General features: G+C 67.1%; 7 protein-coding genes. All 7 read left to right on the forward strand.

Annotated elements, in window-relative coordinates:
• The first annotated feature begins 7 nt into the window (after positions 1 to 7).
• A complete protein-coding gene (locus tag ACWCPF_RS15005) occupies positions 8 to 805 on the forward strand; it encodes a phosphosulfolactate synthase (protein WP_451045434.1) in 798 nt (265 codons plus the stop codon).
• A 49-nt stretch (positions 806 to 854) separates the two neighbouring features.
• Positions 855 to 1,100 carry an acyl carrier protein gene (locus tag ACWCPF_RS15010; protein ID WP_451045435.1) on the forward strand — a complete coding sequence of 82 codons (246 nt, stop codon included), beginning with the start codon at positions 855 to 857 and terminating at the stop codon, positions 1,098 to 1,100.
• Positions 1,101 to 1,108: 8 nt separating this feature from the next.
• Positions 1,109 to 2,341: a beta-ketoacyl-[acyl-carrier-protein] synthase family protein gene (locus ACWCPF_RS15015; protein WP_451045436.1), complete on the forward strand. Its 1,233-nt coding sequence runs from the start codon at positions 1,109 to 1,111 to the stop codon at positions 2,339 to 2,341.
• 69 nt (positions 2,342 to 2,410) lie between these two features.
• A complete protein-coding gene (locus ACWCPF_RS15020) occupies positions 2,411 to 3,574 on the forward strand; it encodes a beta-ketoacyl synthase N-terminal-like domain-containing protein (RefSeq protein ID WP_451045437.1) in 1,164 nt (387 codons plus the stop codon).
• Complete coding sequence (locus ACWCPF_RS15025) at positions 3,571 to 3,789, forward strand: MbtH family protein (RefSeq protein ID WP_451045438.1); 219 nt, start codon at positions 3,571 to 3,573, stop codon at positions 3,787 to 3,789. The genes ACWCPF_RS15020 and ACWCPF_RS15025 overlap by 4 nt, the downstream gene beginning before the upstream one ends.
• 55 nt (positions 3,790 to 3,844) lie before the next feature.
• On the forward strand, positions 3,845 to 4,894 hold the full coding sequence (locus ACWCPF_RS15030) for a methyltransferase (RefSeq protein ID WP_451045439.1): 1,050 nt from the start codon (positions 3,845 to 3,847) through the stop codon (positions 4,892 to 4,894).
• Between the two features lie 60 nt (positions 4,895 to 4,954).
• Positions 4,955 to 13,379: amino acid adenylation domain-containing protein (locus ACWCPF_RS15035; protein WP_451045440.1), on the forward strand; the 8,425-nt coding region annotated here is incomplete at its 3' end.

Genomic DNA, 13,379 nt, shown 5'->3' on the forward strand with positions numbered 1-13,379 from the left:
ACTATCAGTGTCCGAAGAGAGCAAAGCGGCATCCCCGCAATGGGACTTCCTGGAATCTCTTGGCGTTGTCCGACAATCCCCCCGAACCTACCCCTTCGATCCCGGCTACGATGTGGCGACGGTGGCAAGCCACATCAGACAGAGTCATTCCCTGATGGCGGGATTCAAGCTTTCCATGGCTACCTGGCTCCTGATCGAGGACGGCAGCCTGCGGGAGAAGGTTCACACCGCGAGGGACCACGACCTGGCGGTCACCGTCGGCGGTGGGATGTTCGAAATAGCTGCGGATCAGGGGCTTCTCGAAGAATACTTTGATCTGTGCCGGCGGCTGGGCGTGACAGGAATCGAAGCCGGCCAGGGTTTCACCCGCTCGGATCTGCACCCGGGGCGGGTGATGGAAGCCGCGAGCGCACGCAGTCTCACCGTCATCTATGAAATAGGCGGGAAGCACGACGGACCTTTTGACGAGACGACGACCAAGGAGCTTGTGGCGCTCGGCGGGCAGTGGCTCAACGAAGGCGCCACGCACCTGGTCGTCGAAGGAAGAGAGAACGCGGCCGACGTAGGTCTCTTCGACGCCGACGGCTGTCTCAACGGCGCCCTTGCCGATACGCTCGCCGATGAATTCGGCTTGCATCGCCTGATTTTTGAAGCGCCGACCAAGCCCAGTCAGTTCGCGCTGCTCGACCACTTCGGATCCGAGGTGGCTCTGGGCAACGTACGGCTGGAAGAGCTGTTGAGGGTGGAAACCTATCGGCACGGTCTGCACAGCGACGCCTACGAAAGCGCCTTCCGCCGCAAGTGATATTCCATCGCAAGCGATCTGCCCGGGGCCGTGAGAAAAAGGAGAGACAGTGCTTCCTGCCGAGCGCGAGGCAAGAGTTCGTGAAATCATCTGCGAAGTCCTCGAACTGGACGACAGCGAGCTGACTCTCGACGCCAGGTTCGGGGACGAGTACGGCGCCGACTCCATGAACGCGATCGAAATCCTGAGCAATATCGAGACAGGCCTGGGCGTCGAGATCGAACGAAGGGAACTGAATCGCATGGTCGACCTGCGGACGGTTCTCCAAGTGCTGGAAACGGCCAAGGCAAGGTGAACGCATTCATGGGGGAGGCGCTCTCGGGCGACCGTCGGCGGGTGGTCATCACCGGCATCGGCGTCCTGTCCAGCATCGGCAACGGCGTCGAATGCTTCACCGATGCGCTACGGGCGGGCCGTACCGGCACTGCTGAGATCACACAGTTCGACGTCGAGGGCTTCCCGCACCGACGCGGACATCAGGTACGGGACTTCACCCCCGAGGCCTGGGTCCGGCGCCTGCCGCTCGAAGACGTGGGACGGGCGTCCCAATTCGCCATCGCAGCAACCCGCATGGCCCTCCGGGATGCCGGGCTGGACAGCCCCGGACCGGCCGCACGCCGTGGTGTCATCACCGTCGGCACGACCGACGGCGGAGTGCCCGACCTCGACCGCATCGTGGAGACCGTTCTGCCGGGCGGTCTCGAGGACATGCCGGCGCTGCCGGCGCGCAGGGTCTCCGCCGCACAACTCTCGGTGCACGTGGCACGCGAACTGCGCCTCGACGATGTCGAAGCGACGACCATCGCCACGGCTTGCGCGGCCGGCAACTACGCGATCGGCAACGGATTCGACGCCGTCAGGTCCGGCGAGAGCGACTACGCCCTGGTGGGCGGAGCCGACGCACTCTGCCGCAAGACCCTCGTCGGCTTCACCAGGCTGAGGCTGGTCGCCGCCGAGGAGTGCCGCCCGTTCGACACGGAACGCGACGGCCTGCTCGTCGGCGAGGGCGCCGCCATGCTCGTCCTGGAGGACGAACAGTCCGCGCTCGCTCGGGGAGCGCACGTGTACGCGGAAGTCCTCGGCTACGGCCTGAACTGCGACGCCCACCACCCGGTGGCACCCGAGCGGGACAGCGTGGCCCGATGCATACGACTGGCTCTCGACGACGCCGGAGTCAAGCCCGAGGACGTCGATCTCGTGTCCGCCCACGGCACCGGCACGCCGACCAACGACATCACCGAAGTCCAGGCCCTGCGCGATGTGTTCGGCGACGCGATGCCACGCACCACGGCCATCAAGTCCATGATCGGACACACCATGGGAGCCGCCAGCGCGCTCGGCGCGGTGGCGAGCGTCCTTGCCATCAGGCACGGGTTCATCCCGCCCACCGCCAATCACCGGCAGACCGACCCCGAATGCCCCGTCGACTGCGTACCCAACCGTGCACTGGAAGCCGACGTGCGGATCGTGCAGAACAACGCACTGGCATTCGGCGGCAACAACGCCGTCCTCGTGCTCGGGAGGCACCGCGCCTAGCGGCCCGCCGACAAGCACCCAGCACAGCCATGACACCGACATCCACATCGACGCCAGAGAGGAGCAGGCATGCCCACCACCACCGCGGAGCGCACGAAGCACCCGGTCATCACCGCCTGGTCGGCGGTGTCACCCTTCGGCGTCGGCCGCGAGGCCTTCGAACAAGGACTCCTCTCCGGGCATGAGACCGCGCATAGCCCCGACACCACGCGCTGGGGCGTCGTCGCCGACGGCCGCGCCCACCTGGTCCCGGGCTTCGACGTCCGGGAGACCCTGGGCAGGACCGGCACCAGAGGGCTCGACCGGGCCACCGGCTTGACGATCACCGCCGTGCGAGACCTGCTGGACTACGCACCTGACCTCGCCGCCGACCACGGCCTGACCACCGCACTCGTGCTGGGCACCACGACACACAGCGCGCAGGGATACGCGGACGTGACCCGCGCCTCCTTCGAAGGCCGCCGCCCGCAGGACGTGCCACCCGTGGCCGTCCCCAACATGGCGATGAACAGGGCGACTTCGGCCAGTGCCATCTGGCACGGGCTGCGGGGGCCCAACAGCACCATCGCCGCAGGACGGGTATCGGGACTGATGTGTCTGGCCTACGGCCGACGGCTGCTGGCCCAGCGCCGAGCGGACCGCGTGGTGGTCGGCGGCACCGAGGAGTACTCCCAGGCCCGCTCCTGGATCGAGCACCACAGAAGGCTCGGGAAGCACGTCGACAGAGGACTCGGGGAAGGCAGCGCCGTGCTCTTGCTGGAGCGACCGGAGTCGGTGTCCGGCGGACGTACGGTCCTGGCCGAGCTCCTGTCGATCTCCTCGCGCATCGACGTGGACGGCGAACCCAGCGCCGCCCTCCACGCCTGCCTGGCGGCCTCCTTGGAGGCGGCCCAAGTATCGGCGGCGGATGTATGGGCCGCCATGCCGAGCGGCAGCCGCGAGACACCGAGGTCCGAGGAGAGCCGGCTGCTGCACGACACCTTCGGCGCGGCGGCCGTGTCCCGACCCGACGTCGCCGCGCTGATCGGAGACACCTCCGCAGCGGCCTCCGTCTTCGAGATCGCCGCACTGCTGAGCACGGCCGGGAGCACCCCCGCTGACCATGACCGCATCGCGGTCGTCACCGCCGCCGATCCCGACGGAGGAGTGGCCAGCGCCGTGCTCCGCATCCCGCAGCCGGCTCGACAGGCACCCGCACAAGCATCCACAACACGGAAGGAAGCCGACTCATGACCAACCCCTTCGAGGACCCCGAGGCCACCTATCTCGTTCTGGTGAACGACGAGGGTCAGCATTCGCTCTGGCCTGCCTTCGCCCTCGTGCCGGCCGGATGGGCCGTCGCCCACGACAAGGACACCCGCCAGGCCTGTCTCGACTACATCAACGAGAACTGGGTGGACATGCGTCCGAAGAGTCTGGTGGACGCCATGAGCGAAGCCGGTTCCTGACCAAGCTGCTTCCCACCCCGATCATTTGACGACGCGAACGAAGGGCGAACCCGCGGTGAGTACGGACAGAGAGCGCGTCATAGCCACCGCGACCGACCCAGTGGTCCGTGACTTCCTCCGCATGGCCGACGACAGCATCGTCGCCGTCCTGCCGTACGCGCTGTCGGCAGCAGCGCGGCTGGCGATCGCGGACGAGTGCTCCGACTCCGCACGAAGCGTCAAGGACTTGGCCCGGGTGCTCAACGTGGCGCCCGGGGCGCTCGAACGACTGCTGCGCGCGCTCGCCGGCTGCGGCTTCTTCCAGGAGGAGAACGAGGGCTGGTTCGCTCTCACCGAGCTGGGTCAACTGCTGCTGAGCGATTCCTCGGTATCCATGCGGGAAACCCTCAGCAACGTCGATTCCTACCGCGCCTGGCTCGGCGCGGTCGACACCATCGCCACGGGCCGGCCCGCCTTCGACAGCGAGTTCGGAACGAAGTTCTTCGTCCACAAGGAAGGCGACGACCAGGTCGGCGCGTCGTTCGACCAACGCATGCAGGAACGGGCGACCCGTCTGTACGGCGGCCTCGCCACGCTTCCGGCCTGGCAGGGCATACGCCGTGTACTCGACATCGGCGGAGGCAAGGGCGCGGTCCTCACCTCGGTGCTCGAAGCGAATCCCCATCTCAGGGGCATCCTCTTCGACCGCCCCGCGGTCGTGGAGCGAACGGAGAAGGCAGGCTTTCCCACTTCGCTGCGGGACCGTTGCAGCACGGCTTCGGGCGACTTCTTCCATGAACTCCCCACCGGTGCGGACGCACATCTGATGTGCAGCGTCCTGCATGACTGGGAGGACCATGAAGCAGTCGAAATCCTGCGCAGAAGCCGGGAAGCACTGGCTGCCGAAGGCCGGGTACTGATCTGCGAAATGATCACCCCCGAGTCGAGTGAACCCCATCCGGCACGCTGGAGCGATCTCGGAATGATGGTCCTCCTGGGAGGCCGAGAGCGCACCCTCGCCCAGTACCGCACCCTCCTTTGGCCCGCCGGCTTGGAGATTTCGAACGTCACTCCGCTTGCCGAGTCTTTCTACAGCGTGATCGAGGCGCGTGCCGTCCACGCCTGATGTGCCGGGCCCGATTCGCTGTCTGCTCCTGATAAGAGCTTCGAGATCAAGGTGATTACTGTGTCTGAGGGTCAGAGCGCACACAGGGAATTGTCCGTTGCTCAGACGGGCATCTGGTTCGGTCATCAGCTGGACCCGTCGGGCCATGCGTACAACATCGCCGAATACGTGGAATTCCATGGAGAGATCGACCCCGTTCTTCTCCAGGAAGCCTGCACTCAGGCGTTCCACGAGTGCGAGGCGCTCAACCTGCGATTCAGTGACCTGGGCGGCGACATACGACAGAGCGTCGCCACGGACACCGTTCCGCGTATTCAGTTCCTCGACATGTCCGGCGAGTCCGACCCCGAAGCCGCGGCCCACGATTGGATGCACGCCGATCTGTTCCGGCGTGTCGACCTCCTCACCGATCCACTCTCGGCCTTCGCCCTCATCGAGATATCGAGCAAGCGCTACTTCTGGTACGTCCGTTTCCACCACATCCTTGTCGACGCCTATGGCGGCGCCTTGTTCCAACAACGGGTGGGAGAGCTGTACACGGCCTTCCACGAAAGCCGCGAAGGCCGTGAGGGCCACGAGGGCCACGAGGGTCACGAAGGAACGTCAGCGCTGGCCGGCCGGGAGCCGGCCGTGACGACGAGCCCGAAGAACCTCGCCCCGCTCTTCGAGGAGTACCAGGAATACCTGGCCTCGCCGAGGTACTCCGCCGACCGCGAGTACTGGCTCGGCAAGTTCGCCGATCGCCCGCATCCGACCACCCTCGTCGGACGCGAACCCCAGATCAACGGCCGATTCGGCCGCGTGACCACCGAACTGGCCGACGACGACCGCGACAAACTGGACGACCTGGCGCACGCCCACCGCACCACCCGCTCGGCCGTCCTCATAGCAGCCGCCTTTGTCTACCTGAGCCGTATGACGGGTGAACAGGACATTGTCCTCGGACTTCCGGTCATGAGCCGGAAGTCGGCCCAGGCCAGGCGCATTCCCGCCATGCTCTCGGATGTGCTGCCCCTCCGTCTGCGCGTATCCGGCGAGGAATCCTTCGCTCAACTGCTGAATTTGACCACCGCCGAGGTCAACCAGGCGCTCAGACACCAACGCTTCCGCTCCGAGGATCTGATTCGCGAAATTCGCGCGGGAAACCAGACCCAGCGTATCTGGAACGTGGTTGTCAACATCATCTCCTTCAACGATGGAATCACCCTCGGCGACGTCCACGGTGTACCGCACAACCTCTCCAACGGGCCCGTCGCGGACCTGTGCATCGTCGTTCGGGACACGCCGGGAGGCCAGGGCCTGACTTTCGACTTCGACGGAAACTCCGACCTGTACGACCGCACCGAACTCGCCGGACACCAGGCCCGTTTCCGCCGCCTGCTGGACCAGCTGATCGAGAACCCCGAGGCCGCCCTGCGCCAGGCCGACTTGGTGGGATCCGATGAGCGGGAACAGATCCTCGTCCGCTGGAACGACACCGGCGTCGACTATCCGCAGAACGTGGCAGTCCATGAACTCTTCGAAAGGCAAGTGGCGCAGACCCCTGACGACGTGGCCGTCACCGGCGACGACGGCGTCCTGACCTACGCCGAACTGAATGCCCGGGCCGATCGCCTGGCCTCCCAGCTGCTGCGTTGCGGTGTGGAGGCCGAGAGCCGAGTCGCGGTCCTCCAATCGCGTTCCGTAGGCGTCGTGGTCTCCTCCCTGGCGGTACTGAAGGCCGGTGGTGCGTACGTCCCCATCGACGCCAACCAGCCCGCCGCACGATCCGAGTTCATCCTGAGCGACACATCGGCGATCGCGTTGCTCACCGACCGGGACCCCGAGGACATCCCGTTCACGGTCGACCTTCCTGTGATCCGGGTGTCGCTGGGAGGCGAGGCTGCCGGGGTCAGGGTCGAGGTTGAAGTCGGGGGCGAGGCCGAGGCCGAGGCTGAGGTCGACACCGAACCGACGGAGGGTCGTTCGGCCGCGACGGTGGATCCCGAGCAACTGGTGTACGTGATGTACACATCCGGGTCCACCGGCAAGCCCAAGGGCGTCGCCAATACACACCGCAACGTCGTGCATCTGGCCGCGGACAGCTACTGGCGCTCGGGCCGCCACGAGCGCGTGCTCATGCATTCTCCGTACGCCTTCGACGCGTCCACCTTCGAGATCTGGACACCGCTGCTGACGGGCGGTCGCGTCGTGGTGGCACCGGCCGGCCCGCTCGATGCCGCCGACCTCGCCCAGGTGATCACCGAGCAGGAGGTGACGGGTCTTTTCGTGAGCGCCGGCCTGTTCCGGGTGCTCGCCGAGGAACACCCCGCCTGCTTCCGTGGCGTACGCGAGATCTGGGCGGGCGGTGACGTCGTCTCGCCCGCTGCCGTCCGCCGGGTCCTCCAGGCCTGCCCGGGCACGGTCGTGGCAAACGAGTACGGCCCGACGGAAACCACCGTCTTCTCCGCAGTCAATCCCCTCCGTGACCCGGCGGAGGTCCCCCAGAACGCCGTGCCCATCGGGCGTCCCCTGTGGAACACACAGCTGTACGTTCTCGACGACGCGATGCGGCCGGTCCCCACAGGCGTGAGCGGCGAGCTCTACATCGGCGGTGACGGCCTCGCTCGGGGCTATCTGAACCGACCCGAACTGACCGCAGACCGCTTCGTGGCCAACCCGTTCGGACGGCCCGGCACGAGGATCTACCGCACGGGAGACGTGGTCCGCTGGCTGGTCGACGGCACGATGGAATTCGTTGGCCGGGTCGATGACCAGGTCAAGGTGCGGGGCTTCCGGATCGAACCGGGTGAGATCGAGGCGGTGCTGACCGGCCACGAGCAGGTGGGCGAAGCCGCAGTGATCCTGCGTGAAGACCAGTCGGGTGACAAGCGTCTGGTGGCGTATGTCGTGCCTGGCGCGGATGCGCCTGGCGATGATCTCGATGTTCGTGCGCTGCGTGGCCATGCGGCGGAGCGCTTGCCGGATTACATGGTTCCGTCGGCGTTCGTGGTGCTCGACGGCTTGCCGTTGACGGTGAACGGGAAGCTGGACCGGCGGGCGCTGCCCGCCCCGGAGTCTGCCGTGAGCGGGTCCGGTCGGGCGCCGAGGTCTGCGCGCGAGGAGGTCCTGTGCGGGCTGTTCGCCGAGGCGTTGGGTGTCGACGCGGTGTCGATCGACGACAGTTTCTTCGACCTCGGCGGTCACTCGCTCCTCGCCACACGGTTGGTGAGCCGTATCCGCTCGACGCTGGGTGTGGAGGTCAGCATCCGGGCCCTGTTCGAGGCGCCGAGTGTGGCTGCCCTGGCCGACCGGCTCGGTGAGGGTGGTCGGGTGCGGGAGCGGTTGGGGGTGCGTGAGCGTCCGGAGCGGTTGCCGGTGTCGTTCGCGCAGCGTCGGTTGTGGTTCCTGGGGCAGTTGGAGGGCCCGTCCGCGACCTACAACGTTCCGCTGGTGCTGCGGTTGTCGGGTGCACTGGACGTGGAGGCGCTGCGGGCGGCGCTGGGTGATGTGGCGGGTCGGCACGAGAGTCTGCGGACGGTGTTCCCGCAGGTGGATGGGCAGCCGTGGCAGAAGGTCCTGGACGGCGACGAGGCGGTGCCGGAGTGCGTGATCGAGAAGGTCGCGGAGCGTGAGGTTGCTGCCGTGGTCTCGGCGGTGGTGTCTTCGGCGTTTGACCTGGAGCGGGATCTGCCGTGGCGGGTGCGGTTGCTGGAGGTGGAGGGTTCGGGCTCGGGCTCCGGTGAGTGGGTGTTGGTGATGGTGGGCCATCACATCGCAGCGGATGGTTGGTCGATGGCTCCGCTGGCGAGGGATTTGTCGATCGCGTATGCGGCGCGGTGTGAGGGGCGGGCCCCGGGGTGGCGTGAGCTGCCGGTGCAGTATGCGGATTACACGTTGTGGCAGCGTGAGGTGCTGGGCAGTGAGAATGATCCGGACAGTGTGATCGCCGGACAGGTCGCCTATTGGCGGGAGGCGTTGGAGGGTCTGCCGGAGCAGTTGGAGTTGCCGGTGGACTTCGCGCGTCCGGCGGTGGCGTCGCATGTGGGTGGTTCGGTGCCGTTGTCGGTCCCGGCTGAGGTGCATGCGCGGTTGGTTGAGGTCTCGCGCGGGTGCGGGGCGAGTGTGTTCATGGCGGTGCAGGCCGCGTTGGCGGTGTTGCTGTCCAAGATGGGCGCGGGCGAGGACATTCCGCTGGGTACTGCGGTGGCAGGCCGCACGGATGATGCGCTGGACGAGCTGGTCGGGTTCTTCGTGAACACGCTGGTGCTGCGCACGGATGTGTCGGGGGATCCGTCGTTCCGTGACGTGGTGGGGCGGGTCAGGGAGCGGGATCTGGCGGCATTCGCGCATCAGGACGTCCCCTTCGAGCGGTTGGTGGAGATCCTCAACCCGGCGCGCTCGATGGCTCGGCATCCGCTGTTCCAGGTGATGCTGGCCTTCCAGAACAACGCTGACGCAGAGATGGCGTTGCCCGGCCTGAGGGTGGGACTGGAGCCCATTGAGGATGCGGTGGCGAGGTTCGATCTCTCGGTCAGGCTGAGGGAAGACCATACGGAAGTCGGTGCTCCTGCTGGGCTCGAGGGGCAGCTGGACTACCGGACCGACCTTTTCACCGAGGAGACGGTTCGGAGTTTGGCGGATCGGTTGGTACGGGTGCTGGAAGCGCTGGTCACCCATCCGGATCGGCCGGTGCGTGAGATTGATGTGCTGGGCGCCGGTGAGCGTCGGCGGGTGCTGGTGGAGTGGAACGACACTGCCCGTGAGGTGCCGGAGGTGTCCCTGCCGGAGTTGTTCGAGGCACAGGCGGCGCGCACCCCGGATGCTCCGGCGGTGTTCGAGGACGGCGTCGTGCTGTCGTATGCGGAGTTGAACGCGCGGGCGAACCGTTTGGCACGGCTGCTGGTTGAGCGGGGTGCGGGTGCTGAGCGGTTCGTTGCGGTGAAGCTGCCGCGCTCGGCCGAGCTGCTGGCGGTGTTGCTGGCGGTGGCGAAGTCGGGGGCGGCGTATGTGCCGGTGGACCCGGAGTATCCGGCCGAGCGGATCGCACGGATGCTGGCCGACACCCAGCCCACGCTGGTGGTGGATGCGGAGTGGCTGGCCGGGGCGGACTCATCGGGGTATGCCGCTGGGAACCTGCCTGCGGTGGGGTTGGCGGCGCCGGCGTATGTGATTTTCACGTCGGGGTCGACCGGGCGGCCGAAGGGCGTGGTGGTCGAACATCGCTCGCTGGGCGGCTATTTGGTCCGGGCACGGGAGACGTATGCGGATGCCGGCGGGGTGTCGCTGCTGCATTCGTCGGTGGCCTTTGACCTGACGGTGACCGCGTTGTGGACGCCGCTGGTTGCGGGCGGTGCGGTGCGGGTGGCGGACTTGGACGAACAGGTGGCTGAGTCGGAGTCGGATTCGGCGCCGCGGCCGTCGCTGATGAAGGTGACACCGTCCCATCTGGGGCTGCTGGAGACCCTGCCGGAGCAGGCCTCGCCGTCGGGCACCTTGCTGGTGGCGGGGGAGACGCTGCATGGGGAGGCGCTGCAGCGGTGGCGTGCGTCGCATCCGGGTGTGCGGGTGATCAACGCCTATGGTCCGACGGAGACGACGGTGACGGCGGTTGAGCAGCTGCTGGAGCCGGGTCAGGTGGTGGCGGACGGCCCCGTGCCGATCGGCCGGCCGGTGTGGAACACCCAGGCCTACGTCTTGGATGCCGGGTTGGGTCCGGTGCCGGTGGGTGTTGCGGGTGAGTTGTATGTGGCGGGCGCCGGTGTTGCTCGGGGGTATGTGGGTCGTGCGGGGTTGACGGCGGAGCGGTTCGTCGCGGATCCGTTCGGTCCGTCGGGGGCGCGGATGTACCGGACCGGGGACCTGGTGAGGTGGAGTGCCGATGGTGTTCTGGAGTTTGTGGGGCGTGCGGACGCTCAGGTGAAGGTGCGGGGTTTCCGTATCGAGTTGGGTGAGATCGAGGCGGCGCTGATCGGTCACGAGGACGTGGCCCAGGCTGTGGTGGTGGTGCGTGAGGACCAGCCGGGTGACAAGCGCCTGGTGGCCTACGTCGTCCCCACGGCGAACGCCACCATGGATCCGGCCGGCCTGCGCGGCTACCTGGCTCAGCGGTTGCCGGACTACATGGTTCCGTTGGCGTTCGTGGTCCTGGACGGGCTGCCGCTGACGCCGAACGGGAAGCTGGACCGGCGGGCCCTGCCCGCCCCGGACTTCACCCCGCAGGCCGTCGGGCGGGCTCCCCGCACGCCCCGTGAGGAGGTCCTGTGCGGGCTGTTCGCGGAGGTGCTGGGTGTCGGCGCGGTGTCGATCGATGACAGTTTCTTCGACCTCGGAGGTCACTCGCTCCTTGCCACGCGACTGGTGAGCCGTGTCCGGTCCGTGCTGGGTGTGGAGGTGAGTATCCGCGCGTTGTTCGAGGCGCCGACCGTCGCCGGGTTGTTCGATCGGCTCGGTGTGGGTGGTCGGGTTCGGGAGAGGTTGGGGGTGTGGGAGCGTCCGGAGTGGTTGCCGGTGTCGTTCGCGCAGCGTCGGCTGTGGTTCTTGGGGCAGTTGGAGGGACTGTCGGCGACGTACAACATCCCGTTGGTGCTGCGGTTGTCGGGTGCGCTGGATGTGGGGGCGTTGCGGGCGGCGTTGGGTGATGTGGCGGGTCGGCATGAGAGTCTGCGGACGGTGTTTCCGCAGGTGGATGGTGAGCCGCGGCAGGTGGTCGTTGAGGGTCGGGCGGGTGTGCCTGATGTCGTCGTCGAGTCGGTGGCGGCGGAGCGGGTTGCCGGGGTGGTGGCGGGTGTTGCTGGTGCGGGGTTTGATCTGGAGTCGGATCTGCCGTGGCGGGTGCGGTTGCTGGAGGTGGAGGGCTCCGGTGAGTGGGTGTTGGTGATGGTGGTGCATCACATCGCGGCCGATGGTTGGTCGATGGCTCCGCTGGCTCGCGATCTGTCCGTTGCGTATGCGGCGCGGTCTGAGGGGCGTGTGCCTGCCTGGTTGCCGTTGCCGGTGCAGTATGCGGATTACACGTTGTGGCAGCGTGAGGTGTTGGGCAGTGAGGACGATCCGGAGAGTGTGATCTCCGGTCAAGTGGCCTACTGGCGTGAGGCGTTGGAGGGGCTGCCGGAGCAGTTGGAGTTGCCGGTGGACTTCGCGCGTCCGGCGGTGGCGTCGCATGTGGGTGGTTCGGTGGCGCTGTGTGTGCCGGCTGGGGTGCATGCGCGGTTGGTTGAGGTCTCGCGTGGGTGCGGCGTGAGTGTGTTCATGGCGGTGCAGGCTGCGCTGGCGGTGTTGCTGTCGAAGATGGGCGCGGGTGAGGACATCCCGCTGGGTACTGCGGTGGCCGGCCGCACCGACGATGCGCTGGACGAACTCGTCGGCTTCTTCGTGAACACGCTGGTGCTGCGCACGGATGTGTCGGGTGACCCGAGCTTCCGGCAGATCCTGGAGCGGGTGCGGGAGGCGGATCTGGCGGCGTTCGCGCATCAGGACGTCCCCTTCGAGCATCTGGTGGAGGTGCTCAATCCCGCCCGGTCGATGGCCCGGCATCCGCTGTTCCAGGTGATGCTCGCCTTCCAGAACAACGCTGACGCAGAGGTGGTGTTGCCCGGCCTGAGGGTGGCACTGGAACCCAGTCAGGACGCGGTGGCGAAGTTCGATCTGTCCTTCAGTTTGGGCGAGACCCATGTCGACGGGGTGGCTGCCGGACTGGACGGTCGGGTGGATTACCGCACTGACCTGTTCGCCGAGGAGACGGTTCGGGGTCTGGCGGACCGTTTGGTGCGGGTGCTGGAAGCGGTGACTGCCCGTCCCGATGAGCCGGTGCGTCAGATTGATGTGCTGGGTGCTGATGAGCGTCGGCGGGTGTTGGTGGAGTGGAATGACACTGCTCGTGAGGTGCCGGGGGTGACGGTTCCGGAGTTGTTCGAGGCGCAGGTGGCGCGGACTCCCGGGGCGACCGCCGTGGTGAGCAATGGCGTGGAGCTGTCGTATGGCGAGTTGAACGCGCGGGCGAATCGGCTGGCGCGGTATCTGGTGGGTCGGGGTGCGGGTCCGGAGCGGTTGGTGGCGGTGGCGTTGCCGCGGTCGGTGGAGCTCGTGGTGGCGTTGCTGGCGGTGTTGAAGTCGGGCGCGGGGTATGTGCCGGTGGATCCGGAGTATCCGGTGGACCGCATCGCGTACATGCTTGAGGATGCGGATCCGGTCCTGGTGGTCACGGACTCTGTGACGGTGTCGGCGTTGCCTGCGGTGGCGGGTTGTGTGGTGCTGGACGAGCCGGCTGTTGCGGGCGCGGTGGCCGGTCAGGCGGCCGGTGATCTGGTGGACGCTGATCGGCTGGGTGGGCTGGTGTTGGAGCATCCGGCGTATGTGATCTACACCTCTGGGTCGACGGGGCGGCCGAAGGGTGTGGTGGTGGGGCATGGGGCGTTGGTGGGTTTCCTGGTGGGGGTGGGGGAGTGTTGTGGGCTGGTGGGGTCTGACCGTTTGTTGGCGGTGACGACGGTTGCTTTTGACATTG

The organism is Streptomyces sp. NPDC001858 (genome assembly GCF_053594615.1).

Coding starts and splice junctions, on each gene's coding strand:
- ACWCPF_RS15025 (WP_451045438.1), top strand. CDS start 3,571: ATGACCAACCCCTTCGAGGACCCCGAGGCCACCTATCTCGTTCTGGTG.
- ACWCPF_RS15020 (WP_451045437.1), top strand. CDS start 2,411: ATGCCCACCACCACCGCGGAGCGCACGAAGCACCCGGTCATCACCGCC.
- ACWCPF_RS15015 (WP_451045436.1), top strand. CDS start 1,109: ATGGGGGAGGCGCTCTCGGGCGACCGTCGGCGGGTGGTCATCACCGGC.